This is a genomic window from Ruegeria sp. CJ6, from assembly GCF_056536665.1.
The window spans coordinates 70,339-87,451 of record NZ_JBQFQB010000002.1 but is presented as its reverse complement, the minus strand read 5'-3'; the positions used below and the strand labels follow the sequence as shown (position 1 = coordinate 87,451).

Annotated in this window: 18 protein-coding genes; 9 read left to right on the top strand and 9 right to left on the bottom strand. The window is 57.2% G+C overall.

Annotated features, from left to right (window positions below; all coding sequences use genetic code 11):
• Positions 1-31 precede the first annotated feature (31 nt).
• A complete protein-coding gene (locus ACR0BT_RS06085) occupies positions 32-1,276 on the bottom strand; it encodes an ABC transporter substrate-binding protein (RefSeq protein WP_170394836.1) in 1,245 nt (414 codons plus the stop codon).
• A gap of 217 nt (positions 1,277-1,493) precedes the next feature.
• Here ACR0BT_RS06085 and ACR0BT_RS06080 point away from each other — a divergent pair, with 217 nt between their 5' ends.
• Together ACR0BT_RS06080 and ACR0BT_RS06075 are read left to right on the top strand one after the other, a co-directional pair.
• Complete coding sequence (locus ACR0BT_RS06080; protein ID WP_170394838.1) at positions 1,494-2,231, top strand: response regulator transcription factor; 738 nt, start codon at positions 1,494-1,496, stop codon at positions 2,229-2,231.
• Positions 2,228-3,670, top strand: coding sequence for a sensor histidine kinase (locus ACR0BT_RS06075; RefSeq protein ID WP_170466645.1), 1,443 nt, complete (start codon positions 2,228-2,230; stop codon positions 3,668-3,670). Before ACR0BT_RS06080 ends, ACR0BT_RS06075 begins: the two co-directional genes overlap by 4 nt.
• On the opposite strand, the gene fliP is transcribed toward ACR0BT_RS06075, so the two are convergent.
• Genes fliP through fliF form a run of 4 tightly spaced genes read right to left on the bottom strand, consistent with a single transcriptional unit; the run spans position 3,671 to position 6,861 of the window.
• Positions 3,671-4,399 (bottom strand): flagellar type III secretion system pore protein FliP, encoded by a 729-nt coding sequence (gene fliP, locus ACR0BT_RS06070; RefSeq protein WP_480762722.1) that lies wholly within the window; start codon positions 4,397-4,399, stop codon positions 3,671-3,673.
• Complete coding sequence (locus ACR0BT_RS06065; RefSeq protein WP_170566901.1) at positions 4,396-4,683, bottom strand: FliM/FliN family flagellar motor switch protein; 288 nt, start codon at positions 4,681-4,683, stop codon at positions 4,396-4,398. Before ACR0BT_RS06065 ends, fliP begins: the two co-directional genes overlap by 4 nt.
• Positions 4,676-5,272 carry an ABC transporter ATP-binding protein gene (locus ACR0BT_RS06060; protein WP_170598318.1) on the bottom strand — a complete coding sequence of 199 codons (597 nt, stop codon included), beginning with the start codon at positions 5,270-5,272 and terminating at the stop codon, positions 4,676-4,678. Before ACR0BT_RS06060 ends, ACR0BT_RS06065 begins: the two co-directional genes overlap by 8 nt.
• Positions 5,272-6,861, bottom strand: a complete 1,590-nt coding sequence (gene fliF, locus ACR0BT_RS06055) for a flagellar basal-body MS-ring/collar protein FliF (protein WP_480568864.1) — start codon at positions 6,859-6,861, stop codon at positions 5,272-5,274. The genes ACR0BT_RS06060 and fliF overlap by 1 nt, the downstream gene beginning before the upstream one ends.
• A 119-nt stretch (positions 6,862-6,980) precedes the next feature.
• On the opposite strand from fliF, the gene ACR0BT_RS06050 reads away from it, so the two are divergent.
• From ACR0BT_RS06050 to ACR0BT_RS06030, 5 genes are read left to right on the top strand one after another with little or no spacing between them, the layout of a single operon-like run.
• Positions 6,981-7,478, top strand: a complete 498-nt coding sequence (locus tag ACR0BT_RS06050; RefSeq protein ID WP_170394857.1) for a flagellar basal body-associated FliL family protein — start codon at positions 6,981-6,983, stop codon at positions 7,476-7,478.
• 9 nt (positions 7,479-7,487) lie between these two features.
• Positions 7,488-8,000, top strand: a complete 513-nt coding sequence (locus tag ACR0BT_RS06045; protein ID WP_480762721.1) for a hypothetical protein — start codon at positions 7,488-7,490, stop codon at positions 7,998-8,000.
• The gene (locus ACR0BT_RS06040; RefSeq protein WP_480762720.1) at positions 7,997-8,590 is read left to right on the top strand and encodes a MotE family protein; all 594 of its coding nucleotides are present in this window, start codon (positions 7,997-7,999) and stop codon (positions 8,588-8,590) included. Before ACR0BT_RS06045 ends, ACR0BT_RS06040 begins: the two co-directional genes overlap by 4 nt.
• A gap of 46 nt (positions 8,591-8,636) precedes the next feature.
• Entirely contained in the window at positions 8,637-9,506 is an 870-nt protein-coding gene (gene motA, locus ACR0BT_RS06035) for a flagellar motor stator protein MotA (protein ID WP_170408548.1), read from the top strand.
• The gene (locus ACR0BT_RS06030; protein WP_480762719.1) at positions 9,503-11,650 is read left to right on the top strand and encodes a hypothetical protein; all 2,148 of its coding nucleotides are present in this window, start codon (positions 9,503-9,505) and stop codon (positions 11,648-11,650) included. The genes motA and ACR0BT_RS06030 overlap by 4 nt, the downstream gene beginning before the upstream one ends.
• Before the next feature lie 680 nt (positions 11,651-12,330).
• Here the strand turns inward: ACR0BT_RS06030 and betB are convergent.
• A complete protein-coding gene (gene betB / locus ACR0BT_RS06025; protein ID WP_480762718.1) occupies positions 12,331-13,785 on the bottom strand; it encodes a betaine-aldehyde dehydrogenase in 1,455 nt (484 codons plus the stop codon).
• A 203-nt stretch (positions 13,786-13,988) separates the two neighbouring features.
• On the opposite strand from betB, the gene ACR0BT_RS06020 reads away from it, so the two are divergent.
• Positions 13,989-14,306 carry a hypothetical protein gene (locus ACR0BT_RS06020; RefSeq protein ID WP_370644326.1) on the top strand — a complete coding sequence of 106 codons (318 nt, stop codon included), beginning with the start codon at positions 13,989-13,991 and terminating at the stop codon, positions 14,304-14,306.
• 6 nt (positions 14,307-14,312) lie between these two features.
• On the opposite strand, the gene ACR0BT_RS06015 is transcribed toward ACR0BT_RS06020, so the two are convergent.
• Both ACR0BT_RS06015 and trhO read right to left on the bottom strand, forming a co-directional pair.
• Positions 14,313-14,813, bottom strand: a complete 501-nt coding sequence (locus ACR0BT_RS06015; protein WP_170394876.1) for a potassium channel family protein — start codon at positions 14,811-14,813, stop codon at positions 14,313-14,315.
• 64 nt (positions 14,814-14,877) lie between these two features.
• Positions 14,878-15,783, bottom strand: a complete 906-nt coding sequence (trhO, locus tag ACR0BT_RS06010; protein WP_480762717.1) for an oxygen-dependent tRNA uridine(34) hydroxylase TrhO — start codon at positions 15,781-15,783, stop codon at positions 14,878-14,880.
• A gap of 96 nt (positions 15,784-15,879) precedes the next feature.
• On the opposite strand from trhO, the gene pncA reads away from it, so the two are divergent.
• Positions 15,880-16,473 (top strand): bifunctional nicotinamidase/pyrazinamidase, encoded by a 594-nt coding sequence (gene pncA, locus ACR0BT_RS06005; RefSeq protein WP_170408552.1) that lies wholly within the window; start codon positions 15,880-15,882, stop codon positions 16,471-16,473.
• 3 nt (positions 16,474-16,476) lie between these two features.
• Here pncA and ACR0BT_RS06000 read toward each other — a convergent pair whose 3' ends face one another.
• Complete coding sequence (locus tag ACR0BT_RS06000; RefSeq protein WP_170598291.1) at positions 16,477-17,007, bottom strand: hypothetical protein; 531 nt, start codon at positions 17,005-17,007, stop codon at positions 16,477-16,479.
• Positions 17,008-17,113: the final 106 nt, after the last annotated feature.

Here is a 17,113-nt window from a genome sequence, read left to right as displayed (position 1 = left end):
CCCCTCACTATAGGGGGCAGAGCGTATTGGATCAGTAGCTGTTTGCTACCGCGTCCGCCAGTTGCTGAACCGCGTCAGCCGAGGACATATCCGAGTTGAAATGTGCGGTCACAACATCCGTAATCGCACCGGCCTGCGACCCGCGCAGCGCCATGCCATGGGCATAAGACGGCAGCAGCGAACCGCCTGCCGAGGTAGAACCCATGTCTTCGGCCGAGATTTGCGCGCAGATGTCGAACGCATCCAGCGCCACATCAGTCCGCGCAGGGATCGAGCCCTTGTTCAGGTTGAACACTTCCTGGAATTTCGGCGCGACGATCAGCTTGGCCAGCAATTCCTGACCAGCGCGGTTGTCGTCACCTTCCACTTCGAACATGGCGAAGCTGTCGACGTTGTACAGATATCCGTCGCCGGGGGTCGAGGCACACAGGAAGTCTTCGCCGGGCTTCTTGCCAGCCGCCAGGAATTCGCCCTTGGCCCAGTCACCCATGATTTGGAAGGCTGCTTCGCCATTCATCACCATGGCGGTGGCAAGGTTCCAGTCGCGGCCTGAGAAGTTTTCGTCCACATAACCGCGCAGGGTGCGCATCTGATCAAAGACCTGCACCATGGTGTCCGAGGTCAGCGTCTCGGGGTCCAGATCAACAAAGGCTTTTTGATAGAATTCGGGGCCACCCAGACCCAGAGCTACCGCTTCGAACACTGTGGCGTCCTGCCACGACTGGCCACCATGGGCCAAAGGGATCACTCCGGCAGCCTGCAGTTTTTCGGCAGCGGCGTTGAACTCTTCCCATGTTGTGGGCATTTCAATGTCGTTGGCGGCCAGAACGTCAGCATTGGCCCAAATCCAGTCGATGCGGTGCACGTTCACAGGTGCTGCGCACCACGTACCTTCGCACATCATGTGGCCTGCAATCGATGCTGGCAGCACATCGGCCCAGCCTTCGGCTTCTGCCACGGATGAAATGTCAGCCAAAACGCCTTCTTCATACCATTCCTGAATGGCAGGTCCTTTCAGCTGAACGGCAGTCGGCGCGTTACCCGCAAGAACCCGGGCCCGCAGCGCAGTCATGGCCGCATCGCCGCCGCCACCTGCGACCGGCATATCGGTCCATGTGCCGCCGTTCGAGGCGAACTCTTCCTGCAGAACCGCGACCGATTTCGCCTCACCACCGGACGTCCACCAGTGCAGAACTTCGGCCTTTGGTTCAGCCACAACAGCCGACCCGGCCACAACGGCCAATGTCGACACGGTGGCAAATGCAAAACGCTTCATTTTTTGTTCTCCTCCCTGAGAATTCGGTGCCACCCCAAGGGCGGCCATACGCGATATAGCGCTAACGAATTGCTGCATGGCAACGCAGAATGCAGTGCAATATCCTGACAAGGTGGAAATTTTCACCGCTTTTGTTACCCCGTGTTACGTTGGCCTTGAATCCGTTTCCATTCGTTACAATTGGCGGCGACGGAGAACCCTAAGGAGGAGAAACAGAGTGGGCATTCCCCGGCTCCTGGTGGTGGACGACGATTCGGAGATGCGGTCGATGATGACCCAGTTCTTTCAGCAGAACGGGTATATTGCTCTGCCTGCCAGTTCCGAAAGTGAAATACGCACGCATCTAACCTCGGGGCGGATCGACCTGATCCTGTTGGACGTGATGCTGGGCGATGAAAACGGCGTCGAGATCTGTGCCCGGTTGCGGGCCGAACAGGATGTACCGATCATTCTGGTATCGGCCCTGTCGGCGGATCATCAGCGCATGGCAGGATATGAGGTTGGAGCAGACGATTACATCGCCAAACCATTCAACCCGCAACTGTTGCTAGCCCGCGTCCGTGCGGTGATGCAACGCGCCCGACGCACGCCTTCGCTGGCATACCGCCGCCGCACGCGCACCTTTCACTTTGACGGCTGGGTCTTTGACGGCAAACGGGACGAGGTACATTCGCCCGAAGGCTATCTGGTTTCCCTGTCCCAACGGGAGACCGCTCTGCTGAAGGTTTTGCTGGCGAACCCGCATATTCCGCTGACCCGTTATGAGATCGCCGCCGCACTGGATGTAACCGGTGAGGCCGACAAGCCCGAGGCGCAAGGCCGTGCCATAGATATGCTGGTGGGGCGGTTGCGGTCGAAAATCGAGGCCAACCCGAAAGACCCCCAGATGCTGCGCACCGAGCGCGGTGTTGGCTATCTGTTTACCGCGGACGTTATGGTGGATGAGGACGCATGACCCTGCGCCTGCGCAGTTTTGGGTGGCTCTGGACCCTGTCCGCCTTTGTCGCGGGGCTGGTGGCTGCCGGGATGTGGTTCACCTCGGCACAGGCTTGGAACCGGTATCAGACCGCAGCATTTGTTGCTGGTTTCACCATATACGAAGATTTGCGAACAGGGATGGCGCCGCCACCCGGCCTGTTGATCACCCCATTGTCAACCGAGGCAGCCGCGCTTGCTGATAGGGGAGCGTTCCAGCAAATGCCCGGCTTTGCGGATCGCCGCTTTGTCACCAATCTGTCGATCCTGACCGACAGTTCAGCCCCCCTGAGTGGCCGCGAATTGACGCTTGCGGTGTTATCGGATCGACTGGTCTATCCGGTTTCAGACATCGTATCTGGCAGCGATCAGACCGGCCCCGAGAAGATGGGGAACCTGACCCGTCTGTTGGCCACATATTGCAGCGAACCTATCCTGATCGCGCAATTCGGGCGCGGAGTCTGGCAGCAAGTCGACGGCACCGAAATCTGGGGCTGTAAGGCTGCGCCGGTTGATCTGCGTTTGCCCGCGATATTGCTGGGAATTGTGTCCTTGGCGGTGCTTCTGACCTCGGTCGGGAATGTTTCTGACAGTTTCGCACGCTTTGCTCAGGCACTTGGTGACCGCCGACGTCGCGGCGGGCCGCAAAGCTATGACGCGGACGGGCCCGAAGAGCTGCGCGATATCGTGACTGCGGTGAATGATCACCTCGATGCCGAACGTGCGCAGCTTGAGAAACGCGCCATTGTACTGTCGGGTGTCAGCCACGATCTGGGGACACCTGCAACCCGCGTCCGGCTGCGTGCGGCGCTGATTCCCGATGGCGAGTTGCGCGAAAAGCTCGAGGCCGACGTGGACCAGATGACCGGCATGATAGAAAGCGTGCTTACTTACACGCGATCGGAACTCAGCGTCGAGGAACCGCGCCAGATATCGTTGACCTCGCTGGTTGAATCGCTTGTGGCCGATTATCAGGACATGGACCGGCCTGTGTCGTTGAAAGCCGTTGATCCCGTTGTCGTCGAAAGCGCGTCGTCTGTTTTCATGTCACGCCGTGGGCATGCGTCGCTGCCGGAAACGCGGCGCATCCTGGTGACGGGTCAGCCCATCGCATTGAAACGAGCTTTGTCCAATCTGATCGATAATGCCCTGAAATACGGTCGTCACGCCGAGGTTGAACTGGAAACTGATGCTCAGACCGCCACGATCATCGTCGAAGACAAGGGCACCGACCTATCGGTCGCGGATATCGAGGCGCTACTGGCACCGTTCCAGCGCGGATCAAACATCGGATCTTCGGACGGGTTCGGATTGGGCCTGACAATTGTCAGCACCGTTGCCGAACAACATGGCGGAACGCTGAGTTTCGAGGCCGGAGATCAGGGTCTGCGCGCCCGACTACAGATCACACGGCAATAGTCATGGCGCATAGCTGCGCACCAAGGCGCTGGCGATCAAGGCCCAGCCATCAGCGATGACGAAAAACGCCAATTTGAACGGCAGCGAGACCGTAGCCGGAGGCACCATCATCATTCCCATCGACATCAAAACCGCTGCGACAACGAGATCGATTATCAGGAAAGGCAGGAAAATCAGGAACCCGATCTGAAAGGCCCGCGCGATTTCCGACAACATGAAGGACGGCATCAGCACGGATAACGGGGCCTCGGGCGATAGTTGAATCGCAGCATCATCTGGGCGCAGGTCTGCCATGGCCTGAAACGTGTCGGCGTCAATACGCGCTGCCATAAAACTGCGAAACGGCACCAGCGCGCGTTCCAGCGCAGGCTCTACGTCAAGCGTTTCCTCGACCATCGGTTGAATCCCGGTCTCCCACGCCTCGGTAAAAACCGGCTCCATGACGAAATAGGTCAGAAACAGCGCCAGACTGATGATCAACATGTTTGGCGGTGACTGCTGCAAGCCGATTCCTTGCCGCAGGATCGCCAAAACCGTGATCAAAAACGGGAAACAGGTGATCATGATCGCCAGCCCCGGTGCCAGGCTGAGCACCGTGATCAGCAAAATCAACTGGATGGTCCGGGCCGAGATCGACCCGCCCTCGCCCAGGGACAGCGACAGTTCTTGCGCCGCGCCACCGGAGGGTATGACCAGCAAAAATGCCAGCCAAAACAGGTGGCGCATCATCCGATCCCGTTCTGTAGATCTGAGATTTCGGTCAGCCGTACAGCCAGTTGCCCGGCCTGATCGCCCTCCATCTCTTCCAACAGACCGCGCGCTACCAATTGGTCCCCGACATAGAGGTCAACCGGATCCTCAATCCGCTTGTCCAGTGTCAGTACGGCATTTTCACCCATGCTCAACAGGTCACGGATCAAAGGCCGCGCACGCCCGACCGAGACGGTGACTTCGATCGGAACAGTCTCGAACGGGTTGGGTTTTTCGGGTTTCGGTGGTTGAGGATCACTCATTTGACAAAGCCTCTTTTGCTTCAAACAGATATGCTTCGAACGTTGCAGCAATGGATGAGAGCAAGGCAGCGCAGTCCACCTCGCGTTGGGCGATCCCCACCTGCAATCGCGCCTGTCCCGGCTGGAGTGAGACATCCTCGATGACCTGGGGACGCGGCGAGATATCCTGCGGCAGCATCGCCTCGACCTGATCCGAAGTGCCCGCCGGAACAGTCAGCTGCAGTGGCTGGCCGACCTGCTCGCGCGCCATGTCGCAAAGCTGCTCGGTCAATCGCTTCGCAAAGCCATGCTCGATCGTCTCAGGCAGAATAGTCTGAACCAGGCTGTGGAACATCGGTTCCAGCGACAGGGTCATGCGGGTCAATGCTTCTTGATAGGTAAAAGACAGGTCGGATAACGTCGCCGACAGATCGGAGCTTAGCTGTGTGCCGGTCTGCTCCTGCGCCTGAACCGCATCTTCCCAGCCCGCCCCATAGCCTTGTTCAAATGCAGCAAGCCGCTGTTCTTCCAGTGCGTCTTCATCCAGTAGATGTACGGCCACCCCAGCCGCAGGGGCGGTGAAGTCTTCAAGAAGATGAGCGATCGACATCACACCTTCTCCTCGCCTTCTTCAAGCCAGCTGCGCAGGATCTCAACCGTCTCTTCCTGCTTGTCGCCGATCATGGCGCGCAAACGGTCAATGGGATCCTCGCCGCGGGCAGCGGCAATCGCCGGAACACTCGGCTGCGCTGCATCCGGGAGCGGCGCAAAGTCCTGCACATCTGCGGTCGCAATTTCCCCGGTCAGGGAAGGCGTTGGGGCGACCTCGACCGGTGCACCTGCTGGCAGCAGCGCCGATGCCGCAGATTTCGTCAGAATTGGCCGTATGACAAACAGACCCAAAACAAGGGAAACCAGCGCCAAAACCACCATCTGGATTAGCGACATAGCGTCGATATGCATGTTCTGCCAGATCGACCCGGACACCAACTCGCCCTGGGGTTCAACCATGGGCAAGTCGAGCGATTTCAGTGTGATGACGTCGCCGCGTTCAGCATCAAACCCGACCGCAGAAGCCACAAGCTCTTGCAGTGCATCAAGCTCGGGCTGCGGCATGGGTTCAAAAATCTCGACGCCATCTGTACCTGCCGCTCGAACACCATTGACCAGCACCGCGACAGTCAGACGTTTGATCGCACCTGGCGCGCGATGAACTTCCAACTCGGTCTCTGACACCTCATAATTCACCCGTTCGCGGGTCTGAGTGGCATTCGAATTGGATTCATCGCCTCCTGCCCCGTCGCCATCCGGCAGATTCGACGCCACTGTCACATCCGCCGACTGATTACGCGCGCTGTCCGACCGTTCTTCAACATCCGTGCTGATCGCAACACGGCCTTTGGGGTCAAAGCGACGTTCCCGGATAGACTCGGTTTCGGTCACCGTATCTACGCTGACCTCAACCACCGCGTTGCCGACCCCGACCCGGGCTTCGACCAGACGTAGAACTTTCTCACGCAATTGGCGCGCCTTATCATCTGCAGTATCGGCTGCCACCGCCGTGTCCTGCGCGCCAATCACGGCCCCATTCGAATCAATCACAGTGACGTTTTCCGGTGCCAGCCCGCTAACCGCCGACGCCACTAAAAACCGGATCGCCTTTGCCTGATCTCCGTTAATCGGTGCACCCGACGGGACCAGATAAACCGAAGCGGTTGGCGCTATGCTGCGCTGAAACGGGTTGGAGGAGCTGTTGGCGATGTGCACCCGGGCCTTGCTGACATGCGGGCTGCCCACAATCGTGCGCGCCAGCTCTCCTTCTTTTGCGCGCCAATAGGCGGCATCAAACATCTGCGACGTAGTGCCAAAGCCGCTGAGCGAATCCAGCAGTTCGTAACCGCGATTGCCGTTCGCAGGCAGGCCCTCGCTGGCCAAAGTCATCCGCAACTCATCCCGCTGAGCGCCGGGGACGTAGATCGAGCCACCCCTTATTTCATAGTTCACACCACGCTGGTCCAGCGCCCGCACGATATCCCCGGCTGCACCGCTTTCGAGCCCCGCATAAAGCAGCGTCATCGACGGCGCTGTCACAATCCGTGACATCGCAAGCACACCCAGAAACACCAGTGCCACGGCACCGGCCACGATAATTTGTTTGCGCCTGTCCAAACTTGCCCAGACAGTTCCGATCTGCTGCACGCTTACCTCCGACTCACCGACATTCTGTGCGGCTCTGCCCTTGTTTGGACGATTGCCCTTAACAATCGGTTAGTCCCTGAGGGGTTATGACGGTTGCCGAACAGATTCATGAGGACGGCATGACCGACGCAACTGCAGATGAGGCGGAAGCCCCTAAAAAATCAGGGAAAAAAGGCTTTATGCTTGGGCTGATTCTGGCTATCGCGGGCGGTGTTGGTGGCTATTTCATAACTGCATCCGGCCTGCTTCCCATAGGTGGGTCCGAGATGGTGAAAGAGGCCAAAAAGAAAGGCGAAGACGCTTCCGTAAAGGCACTTCCCGATGTGAAATTTGTCGATCTTCCGCCGGTGATCATCTCGGTCAAGTCAGATGATTCGCGACATTTAAAATTTCACGCGCAGCTTGAAGTGAATGCGGGCTACGCCGCCGAGGTTGAAAAGATGCAGCCGCGAATCATGGACGTTCTGAACAGCTATTTGCGCGCCCTTGAGTTAACCGATCTGGAAGATTCTCTGGCTTTGATGAGGATCCGCGGACACCTGCTACGACGCATTGGGATCGTCGTTGGCGAAGGCCGCGTGCGTGACGTTCTGGTCATGGAATTTGTACTGAATTAGGAGGCGATGGTGGAGTTGATTGCCGATATTCTGCTGGTTGCGGGCGCTCTTGGGGCTGGTCTGTATTGTTTCGTTCTCTCGCGACGCCTGAAGCGGTTTACCGATCTTGAGAAGGGTGTGGGTGGCGCCGTTTCTGTGCTGTCCTCGCAAGCAGAAGAGTTGCGAAAATCGCTGGATAGCGCGCGTCAGGCTTCGGATGATTCCGGCACCGCGTTGCAGACGCTGACCGAACGGGCAGAAACCGTCGCACAACGGTTGGAGCTTATGATGGCCTCGATGCACGATGTCGTTCAGGAAGAGCCCTCTGAGCCAGACGCTCCCATGGATCAGCCAGATGACGCACCTGCTGAGGACAGGTCTGAGCAGCCCGGCGAAGCACAAGAAACTGCATCCGATCCGTCTGGTGAACCAACTGAGGTCTCGACTGAGCCATCGGAAGCACCACCAGAGCCGCCCGCAAAGAAACCAGAAGGCCTGATGTTCTTTCGGCACGCCGCTCCATCTGGCGGAGCAGCGAAATGAGTCGCAACCGGGCAAAAGCGCCTGATCGCCGAGCGCGCGGCGGTGTTCTGACCGTCATTTCCTTGCTGATGGTCGGCTCTGCGATTATTCGCATCGGGCTTGAGGCCGGGCCTGCACTTGCCCGCGGCGCGGAACCAAACATGGCCTCGCCCGCCGGTGGTGAACGCAAAGAGGCGAATGCGGCAGATCTACAATTGCTGCTTACGGAACTATTGCGCCGTGAAAAGACTCTAAACCAGCGTGAAAGCAAGATTTTGGACCGGGAACGGGCGCTCGACATTGCCGATCAGGCCATCGAAACCCGGCTCACCATGCTGGAGGACGCCGAGAACGCTCTGCGTGAAACGGTGGCGATTGCCGAAAAGGCCGCCGAAAACGATCTGACACAACTGACTGACGTGTATCAGAGCATGAAGCCCAAAGATGCCGCCGCGTTGTTCGAAACGATGGACGCGGTATTCGCCGCTGGCTTCCTGTCTCGCATGCCACCGGAAGCTGCCGCTGAAGTTATGGCCGGTCTCAGCCCCGAGGCTGCTTACACCATCAGCGTGATCATGGCCGGGCGCAATGCACGTGCCCCACAGGAATGACCCTCATGGCCATATCTATCTGCACCCTCAACGCTGGAGACCTTTCATGATCGGGCTCATCGGAATTGCCGTCATCTTTGTCATGGTATTCGGCGGCTACCTTGCCGCAGGCGGTAAGATGGCAATCATTATGAAATCACTGCCCTTCGAGATGATGATGATCGGAGGGGCCGCAGTCGGCGCATTTCTGATCAGCAATGATATCGGCGGCGTAAAACACACCGCCAAGGATATCGCGAAAGTTTTTAAAGGACCCAAATGGAAGCCCGAGGATTATCGCGATCTGTTATGCTTGTTGTTCTCTCTGATCCGGATCGCACGCGCTAACCCGGTCGAGGTAGAGCAGCACATTGAAGAGCCAGGAAGCTCATCGCTATTTTCCGCATATCCCAAGATTCAAGCCGACAAAGAAGCGGTGGACCTGATCTGTGACACCATGCGCTCGGCGGCGATGAACTATGACGACCCGCACCAGGTTGAGGAGGTGCTGGAGAAGCGGATGGAGGCGAACTTCCACCATGCCATGCATTCAAGCCACGCGCTGCAAACCGTTGCTGACGGGTTGCCCGCCTTGGGGATCGTGGCCGCCGTTCTGGGTGTGATCAAGACGATGGGATCAATCGACCAACCACCGGAAGTTCTGGGTAAGCTGATCGGCGGCGCGTTGGTTGGGACGTTTCTGGGGGTTTTTCTGGCTTATGGATTGGTGGGTCCTTTCGCGGGCAAGCTGAAATCTGTTGTTGAAGAAGACAACCACTTTTACCAACTCATCAAAGAGGTTCTGGTGGCTAATCTTCACAACCACAACGCGGCCATGTGTATAGAGGTCGGCCGCCAGAACACACCGACCCACAACCGGCCCGGTTTCTCGGAACTTGAAGACGCGCTTAAGGAACTCAAGCAGGCTGCAGCATGATCCGCGCATTGTCTTTGGTCTTGCTCGCATGGGGCACAAGCGCGTCAGCACAGGCTTTGACCGTGCGATCGGGCGAGCATGAGGGATACACGCGTCTGGTGGTACAGGTCCCCCCTGGCACCGGTTGGATGTTGGATCCGGTCGAGAACGGCGCGCGGCTGAGCATTGGCATCGATAATGCGACATTCAACACTGCAGCTGTCTTCGACCGCCTGTCGGGGAACCGTCTGCAATCGCTTCAACAGGCCGGGCCAGGTGCAGCGTTGGAGATGACGTTTGGGTGCGACTGCGTGGCAACGGCATTTCTGCATAGCCAAACTATGGTTGTCATAGATATCGCACCCGGCCAGGATACACCTGCAAATGACCCGGTAGAGCCAGAGGCGCTTCCCAGGACTGCAAGTATCCCGGCCCCAAGACCCTTACCTACTGATATTCCAGCCACCGAACTGGCCTTGCCTTTGCTGCAACTAAATCAACGAAATTTTGAGGAGCAGTTGGCATCACGTATATTGCAAAGCGCTGATCGAGAGGTTGTTGATCTTGAACTGGCAGGTGTCGGAAGCAGGGAATCGTCCAGTTTTGGGCCGCTGCGATCTTCGGAAAAGCTGGTGCCAAATCTGCGACTGTCTTCAGTGCTCGATGAGGTTTCGGGGCTGGGCAATCTGGCAGTTCCTCAGATTGATAGCAAACCGGAATGTATCACGGACAGCGAACTGGGTTTTGAAACATGGTCGAGCGCTCGATCATTTTCCGAGGATGTGGCCGAATTGCGGGTCGGGCTATTTCAGGAATTCGATCGTGTCGACCAGGCTTATGCAATGGATTTGGCGAAGCTCTATACGTATTTCGGGTTCGGTGTAGAAGCGCACCAAGCCCTGTCTTTGTTGTCGGAGACCTCGGTTGAGCAGCGCAGAGTAGCGGCCATCGCATCAGTGATGGACGGGTTGCCTGCACCGACGCCGAACCCTTTGGCAGGGCAGCAAAGATGTGATGGTGCCGCCGCACTCTGGGCGCTTTTGAGTGAGGGTAAACTTCAATACGATGCGCATGTGAAAGCGATCGAACGCAGTTTTGGTCGACTGCCGTGGCATCTCAGGCAACATCTCGGCCCGGATATCGCCGAGATGTTTGTCTCGGCAGGCCGACTTGAAGCATCGCGCCGGATCTTGCGTGCGGTCGAACGGGTCTTAGAGGACGAACCCGCTGATGTAACCTTTGCCCAAGCCAAAATCGCGGATGCTGCAGGGGATAGCGATACCGCGGATACGCTGTTGACCGAGGTCATATCGGCGCCCGATGCCGCGACCGATGCGCCGTTGGCACTTGCGCGGTTGATCGAAAAGCGGTGGTCGGACCGGGGTACGGTCTCGCCCCGCGACCTCGATTTAGCTGCAAGTTATGCGCGCGAGCTTCGGAAGTCCGAACTTGGCCCGATGTTGGCGCGTGCACACGCTTTGGCGATGGCTTTGTCGCAGGATTTTACCGGAGCTCTTGCCAGTTTTGAGGATGTCTCAGATTCCGACGAATGGCAGAGGACACGAGATCAGGTGTTCCAATTGCTGGCGGAGCGGGCGGACGACATTACTTTCCTGCGCCATGTGATGGAATTGAAGGACAAGCGACGCAACGCGCTGGCGGTCGAAACTGCCGTGTCCATGGCAGAGCGATTGGCTGACCTTGGGTTTTCAGCACAGGCTTACGCGCTGGCAAACCGACCGCAAGATCGGGAACGCAGCCGTGATCGTGCTCGGCTTCGGGCAAAGGCGGCTCTGTTGGGCAACCGTCCCCGTCAGGCGCTGCTGGAAATCGCGGACGATTCCTCGGACACCGCACAAGAGTTACGCGCCCAGGCCATGATGCAAACACAGGATTTCGATGCCGCCGCGCGCGCATTACAGGCAGGCGGGAAGCACGAGATGGCCGATCGATACAACTGGTTGGCGGGCTCCGGCGGTGCGGATGAAGAGAGGTCAAACACTTTCACCGATTTGTCCCGCATCCGAACATCCCTGATCGAGCCCGTTGCGCGGCAGCCGGACAAGCCGTTGTCGGACGCCGCAATGCTATTACAGGACAGCACCATCGCACGCGCGCAGATCACTGAAATGCTTGAGACAGTGCGCGCAATCGACCCGAACTGAACCTTGGAAGTCTGTTCTTGCAGAGACAAGTGTAACTGCTTTGGCCTGTAGGCTGATAGACGCCAAAATCAGCCTCTAACAAAGGTGTTGAATTCATTTGGACTTCCTATGCATCAATCCATGATGCCCATAGGACAGTGGCGGTAAACTCCGTGAACGTGTCGAAGATCTACAGCTGGCTCAATGATCATTCAGGACCACCGCACGCGTTCAAGTGTGCTGGTTCTTGGACAACTCTATCTGAAATTACGATCACCACATCTGCCCTTAGTAAACCAGGCCGAGTGACTCAGACTTTCTGAAACCGTATTCCAGGGCATTACGGTTGCCACATCGGGATCCTGCAGACCCGCCCCAGAGATGTGTTCAGCCCAGATGCGAACATGCTCCGCCAAAACAATCGCTACAATTGGCATTGCGTATTGTGCCAGGGACATGGTCTGGGGTTGGCCCGAAGATAGCTCGCCCTCTCCAGCATCGCCACGTCAATCCAACCAAACTTGGCCAGTTGATAAAGGATCAAACTGCACCGATCACATAAGCTTGGGCGTGTGTTTTCACAGGCTGATCTCCGGTTTGCGGAGGAGGCCTCTTGAGGAATTTAGTCATATGTACGAGCCAGCATGTGCTCTGTCCCCGACGTGAACCATCAAGAACAGAGACTATTCAACCGGATTTATTCAGTATGGGGCCTCCACATCATTCATCGAGACGTAGACTGTCTTCATCTCGCTGAAGTGGTTGATTGCCAGTTTCGAGTTCTCGCGACCGACACCCGACATCTTAGATCCGCCGAACGGTGCCTCTACCGGGGCCAGGTTATAAGTGTTGATGTAACAAGTCCCCGCCTCAAAACCTGCCACGATGCGGTGGGCGCGGGTCAGGTCGTTGGTGAAGACGCCGGCGGCCAGACCGAATTCGGTGTCATTGGCACGGGCCAAAACCTCTTCTTCGGTGTCGAAGTCCAGCACCGACATCACGGGGCCGAAAATCTCTTCGCGCGCGATTGTCATATCGTCCTTAACATCGGCAAAAACCGTGGGCTGCATGTAGAAACCATCGCCTTCGACCCGTTCGCCGCCATAGATCAGCCGCGCGCCTTCGGCCCTCCCCTTTTCGACATAGCCAAGCGCGATATTCATCTGGTTTTCGCTGACCATCGGGCCAAAGTTGACCTCTTCATCCATCGGGTCGCCGATTTTCGCCGTAGCAAGGCGTTCAGACAGGCGCTTAAGGAACGCTTCCTTGATTCCCTTTTGCACAAAAACTCGAGTGCCGTTGGAACAGACCTGTCCCGAGGAATAGAAATTTCCCAGAATAGCGCCTGACACGGCATTTTCGATGTCGGCGTCGTCGAACACGATCATCGGGGACTTGCCACCCAATTCCATGGTGACATGTTTCATGCCATCGGCGGCAGCAGTGTACACCTTGCGACCCGTTGGAACCGACCCTGTTAGCGAGACCTTGGCCACTCGGGGGTCGGTCACCAGGCTGGCGCCTACATCACCGTAGCCCTGAACAACGTTATAGACGCCTTTGGGTGCACCTGCCTCGATCAAAATCTCGGCTACTTGCAATGCCGACAGCGGAGTAGTCTCGGAAGGCTTGAAGATCATTGTGTTTCCGCACGCCAACGCCGGGGCACCCTTCCAGCAAGCGATCTGCGTCGGGTAGTTCCATGCCCCAATGCCCACACAAACGCCCAGCGCCTCGCGGACGGTATAGACAAAATCCCCGTCTGCCAGAGGGATATGTTCGCCGGTCAGCGAGGCCGCCAGACCGCCAAAATACTCCAGCGCATCCGCGCCGCTGGTAGCGTCGGCCACCAGCGTTTCCTGCAGAGGTTTGCCGGTATCATGGGTTTCGATAATCGATAAGTCACGATTGCGATCCCGCATGATGTCGGCCGCGCGTCGCAGCACACGGCCTCGCTCGGTGCCCGATAGGGCAGCCCAAGCCGCTTGGGCCGATTTTGCACTGTTTAGAGCCTTTTCAACAATCTCAGGCGTGGCGGAATGCAGCCGTGCGATGACCTCTCCGGTGGCGGGGTAGATAACGTCGATGGGCGCGCCATTGGTGTCCTCGACATACTCGCCATCGATGAAATGGCTGGCCTTGGGTTGAAACTTCATGCCGGTTCCCTTTGTGTTCAGAAATCTCTTTAAGCAAAGAGATCGCGTACGTTGAGGATCGAACTATCGATTATTGACTGATCAGTCAATCAAGTCGCAGATTGGCAGGATTTCGCCTAATACAAAGGGTCTTCCCTTGAAACGAAAGGTTAATGTTCTATTTATGTTCTACATAGTCAGAGGATTACCCGATGGCCCAGAACATGCGAAATTCCGCCCTGAGCGGCCCGACAAACGACTATCACCTGCTGCCAGTTACAGATCGGCAGATGCGCTTTGCCCGCGCCATCGCGCAACAATCAGCGCTTGAGATTCCGGTCGAGGCGCAGCGTGACCGCAAATCCCTGTCAGACTGGATTTCAGCCCATAAGCCGCATGATCCGTCGCCCTTTGCAAACTACCCAACAGGTAAGCAGGTTGCTTTTGCCGAACGTATCTCGCGCAGCAAGCGCCGCCCGATCCCGTCCGAGTGTTTCCGCGACAAACAAATGATGTCGCGCTGGATCGATCATAATAAATAGATCGCTCTATTTGCCGTGGTTGCGCGCGTATAGCGCGACGGCGGCGGCCACAAACATGCCCAACAGGATGTAACCCGTCACAGCCTCGGCCACAGCCAGCCCACGGCAAAAGCCGGTTGGGGACATGTCCCCATATCCGACGGTTGTGAAGGTGACGTATGAAAAATACAGAATATCGGCTGGCCCTTCGGCGCCGATCACACAATGGTCGTTATATCCAAACGCGCCGTAGACGGCAGCGAACAGGAATGGCACGACCTGGATGAAGGACACCCCCATCAGGAACAACAACCTCCGGGGAGATTTCACCTGGGTCATGTAGTACCAGGACTGCGAGGCGATCCAGATCAGAAGGCCTACCGAAGAAAGAGTGCCAATGGTGTCGCCTGCAGTAGCTTCGTTCAGGCGCGACAGACCGTACCACGCAAGAAAGCTTGCCAAGACCAGCCCAAGCGCCGCCAGCAAAGTTGATTTCCATTCTTCCAGGGTTCTGGGTTCGTGGGTCATGAGCGCTCCGTCGGTTGGGCTTGCGCACAATCATCCGATTTCAAACGTGGCCTGCAAGCTGATTTCAGTCAGAACCCAGATGTTCCTCGCCCCGCGCGCGGGCCAGCTGTATCTGCTTTTGCCGCTCGCGAAACCGCGCCTTGTCCTGTTCTGAAGTCTCATTGATACACCGATGGCAGGATACGCCATGCTCGTATTCAGGGCGTTTCACATCTTCGGGCAGGATCGGGCGACGGCAACCATGGCACAGCTTGTGTGGGCCTTCGACCAGACCATGACCAACTGAGACGCGGTTGTCGAAGACAAAACACTCACCCTGCCAAGTGCTGTCTTCGGGTGGCGTTTCTTCCAGATACCGCAGGATGCCACCTTTCAGGTGATAGACATCTTCGACCCCTTGCCCCAGCAGGTAGTTGGTGGATTTTTCGCACCGGATGCCACCGGTGCAGAACATCGCAACGCGTTTGTTGTGAAAGCGGTCCTTGTTCTGTTCCCACCACGCCGGGAATTCGCGAAAACTGGCTGTATTAGGGTCTATTGCACCCTCAAACGTGCCAATCGCCACCTCGTAATCGTTGCGGGTGTCGATCACCACCACATCATCTGATCGGATCAGCGCGTTCCAGTCCTCAGGCTCGACGTAATTCCCGACATTTGCGCGGGGATCGACATCGGGCTGGCCCATCGTCACGATCTCTTTCTTCAACCGCACCTTCATCTTGCCGAAGGGCGGGTGGTCCGAGGTCGCCTCTTTCCACTCAAGATCACTGCATCCTGGCAACGCACGGATATGCGCCAGAACCGCATCGATACCTGCGCGGGGTCCGGCGATGGTGCCATTGATCCCTTCTTGCGCCAACAGCAGGGTGCCTTTTACCGACTGCGCGCGGCAAAGCTCGTGCAAAGCCGGGCGCAGCGCATCGGGGTCGGAAAAACGCGTGAAATGATAGAGGGCAGCGATTGTGTACATGTGGGCGATCTAATGCCCTTGGCAAAAACACACAAGAGACCGGATTGACGATACCCGCTGCGCACCATACCGATAACACGACTTTAGGAGGCCAGCATGTCCCACGCCCTGCTCGTTATCGATGTTCAGAATGACTTCTGCCCAGGCGGCGCGCTTGCCGTAGCCGGAGGGGACGAGATCGTCGCACCGATCAATGCGATCATGGATACGTTCGATACGGTGATCCTGACACAGGATTGGCACCCGGCGGGGCATTCTTCATTCGCCAGTTCTCATACTGGCAAAGCGCCGTTCGAGATGATCGACATGCCTTATGGCCCTCAAGTCTTGTGGCCCGATCACTGTGTTCAGAGCAGCGCAGGCGCGAACTTCCATCCGGATTTGCGAACAGATGGCGATCTGATCATCCGCAAGGGATTTCGCAGCGCTATCGACAGCTATAGCGCGTTTTTCGAAAACGACCATTCCACGCCCACTGGTCTAAAAGGCTATCTTGAGACGCGCGGGATCACGCAGCTGACCATGGTCGGTTTGGCGACAGATTTCTGCGTGCATTATTCGGCGGTAGATGCGGCACAGCTGGGGTTTGATGTCACTGTCTTAAGCAACTTGTGCCGCGCCATTGATATGGACGGATCTTTGGCTGTCGCAGAACAGGCAATGCGCGCAGCAGGTGTGACACTGGCCTGAGGATCAAAGCGCAGCACCATGCTCGGCCAGCAGTTTCAGAAACACAAACAGGATCACGGCAAGACCTAACGCGAAACCGATACGCCCAGAAACCGTGCGACGCTTTGGACGCACTGGTCTTGGGCGTGGCGCTTGCAATGGTCGCTCGGGCATTTTCCGATTCACGGTCCCGGGCTTTGCGGACCTGATATGGCCCAAGAAGTGATGGAAATCGAACTCACCACTATACTCTCCCTGGACACCCATATTCCGGATATTCGCAAAAAGCCGCTTTAGGATCAGGAGGCGATCTTCAGCCTCTTCTGGCCGAAAATAACCTCGGGCAAGATGCCCATCCGACTCGTCCAGGCTAAATCCTGATTCCAGAAATATTCTGCGAATCTTGGGCGATGCAGCGCGCAAAGCGTCTGCCGTCTTGATATCCCTGAACCGCGCCCGCACCGGGGGCCGCCCAGTTATCGATGTTTGCCCATGCTCAGGATCAACCTCATCCGGAGCTATTGCAACAATGTCAAAATCGTACTCGAGACTCATTCACTAACTTCAACCTTCAGTTCCATCCCCACCCCTCACTAAAGCGTGAAGGAAACCCACAATAAGCCCGTAATGTGTTCTGTCGTGGGCATTGTTCCCAATTCCG

Bases quoted from the DNA above. Each gene is read 5' to 3' on its own strand.
- betB (WP_480762718.1), bottom strand. From the start codon at position 13,785: ATGAAGTTTCAACCCAAGGCCAGCCATTTCATCGATGGCGAGTATGTC.
- trhO (WP_480762717.1), bottom strand. From the start codon at position 15,783: ATGTACACAATCGCTGCCCTCTATCATTTCACGCGTTTTTCCGACCCC.
- ACR0BT_RS06060 (WP_170598318.1), bottom strand. From the start codon at position 5,272: ATGTCGATCGCTCATCTTCTTGAAGACTTCACCGCCCCTGCGGCTGGG.
- ACR0BT_RS06075 (WP_170466645.1), top strand. From the start codon at position 2,228: ATGACCCTGCGCCTGCGCAGTTTTGGGTGGCTCTGGACCCTGTCCGCC.
- fliP (WP_480762722.1), bottom strand. From the start codon at position 4,399: ATGATGCGCCACCTGTTTTGGCTGGCATTTTTGCTGGTCATACCCTCC.
- ACR0BT_RS06030 (WP_480762719.1), top strand. From the start codon at position 9,503: ATGATCCGCGCATTGTCTTTGGTCTTGCTCGCATGGGGCACAAGCGCG.
- motA (WP_170408548.1), top strand. From the start codon at position 8,637: ATGATCGGGCTCATCGGAATTGCCGTCATCTTTGTCATGGTATTCGGC.
- ACR0BT_RS06020 (WP_370644326.1), top strand. From the start codon at position 13,989: ATGCGAAATTCCGCCCTGAGCGGCCCGACAAACGACTATCACCTGCTG.
- pncA (WP_170408552.1), top strand. From the start codon at position 15,880: ATGTCCCACGCCCTGCTCGTTATCGATGTTCAGAATGACTTCTGCCCA.
- ACR0BT_RS06085 (WP_170394836.1), bottom strand. From the start codon at position 1,276: ATGAAGCGTTTTGCATTTGCCACCGTGTCGACATTGGCCGTTGTGGCC.
- ACR0BT_RS06015 (WP_170394876.1), bottom strand. From the start codon at position 14,813: ATGACCCACGAACCCAGAACCCTGGAAGAATGGAAATCAACTTTGCTG.
- ACR0BT_RS06000 (WP_170598291.1), bottom strand. From the start codon at position 17,007: ATGAGTCTCGAGTACGATTTTGACATTGTTGCAATAGCTCCGGATGAG.
- ACR0BT_RS06065 (WP_170566901.1), bottom strand. From the start codon at position 4,683: ATGAGTGATCCTCAACCACCGAAACCCGAAAAACCCAACCCGTTCGAG.
- ACR0BT_RS06040 (WP_480762720.1), top strand. From the start codon at position 7,997: ATGAGTCGCAACCGGGCAAAAGCGCCTGATCGCCGAGCGCGCGGCGGT.
- ACR0BT_RS06050 (WP_170394857.1), top strand. From the start codon at position 6,981: ATGACCGACGCAACTGCAGATGAGGCGGAAGCCCCTAAAAAATCAGGG.